This window comes from Rhodococcus sp. 14-2470-1a, assembly GCF_002259425.1.
In the GTDB taxonomy this organism is placed as follows: domain Bacteria; phylum Actinomycetota; class Actinomycetes; order Mycobacteriales; family Mycobacteriaceae; genus Rhodococcoides; species Rhodococcoides fascians_E.
The window spans coordinates 1-983 of sequence record NZ_NPFZ01000052.1; the positions used below are offsets into that span (position 1 = coordinate 1).

At 66.6% G+C, this 983-nt stretch carries 1 protein-coding gene; it reads right to left on the bottom strand.

The genetic code is table 11. The features are described 5' to 3' along the window. The coding region (locus CH292_RS27505; RefSeq protein ID WP_143545830.1) for an amino acid adenylation domain-containing protein at positions 1 to 983 on the bottom strand (983 nt) is incomplete at both ends.

Here is a 983-nt window from a genome sequence, read left to right on the forward strand (position 1 = left end):
GACGGCGGGGTGGTGTTCGAGGACGGTGCGGATCTCGTCGAGTTCGATGCGGAAGCCGCGGATCTTGACTTGGTCGTCGGAACGGCCGAGGTAGTCGAGTTCACCGGCGTGGTTCCAGCGGACGAGATCGCCGGTTCGGTACAGACGCTGCCCGGATCCGGTAGCGACGAACCGGGACGCCGTCAGATCTGTGCGGCCGATGTAGCCGTCGGCGAGTTGGACACCACCGAGATACAGCTCACCTGTCACGCCGATGGGTACCGGGCGCAGCCAGGTGTCGAGGACGTGGGTGGTTGTGTTGGCGACCGGTGTTCCGATGGGCACGGTCACCACATCAGCGAGCGCGTCTGCGTGGATGGGTGCGGCGGTGACGTCGACGGCGGCTTCGGTGGGGCCGTAGAGGTTGTGCAGGTCGGCGCCGGTGAAGAGGCGGTCTGCGGCGGCGGCGTTCGCGGCGGGGAGGGCTTCGCCGGAGAAGAACACCCGCCGCACCGACGCCAACCGGTCCGGGTCAGGAGTCGCGGTGAGGAACGCCGCGAGCATGGCGGGCACGAAGTGCAGGACGGTGATGTGGTGGCGGTCGATGACCTCGGCGAGATAGGACGGGTCTTTGTGGCCGCCGTCTTTGGCGACGACGAGGGTGGCGCCGATGACGGCGGGGAGGAAGAATTCCCAGACCGAGACGTCGAAGACGGCGGGGGTTTTCTGCAGGATCCGATCACCGGGGCCGATTGCGTAGTCTTCGGCCATCCAGGTGAGGCGGTTGATGATCGCCTGGTGGGAGATCATGACGCCTTTGGGGCGTCCGGTGGTACCGGAGGTGAACAGGACATACGCCGTGTCCGCCGGGGTCAGGGCCCGCGTCAACACCGGTGCCACACGTTCACCGCGTGTCAGGCGTGCCGAGACCGCCGGAGTATCGAGGAACTCTTCGGTGATGACCACTGTGGGTGACGCGTCGTCGAGGATGTGGGTGATCCGCT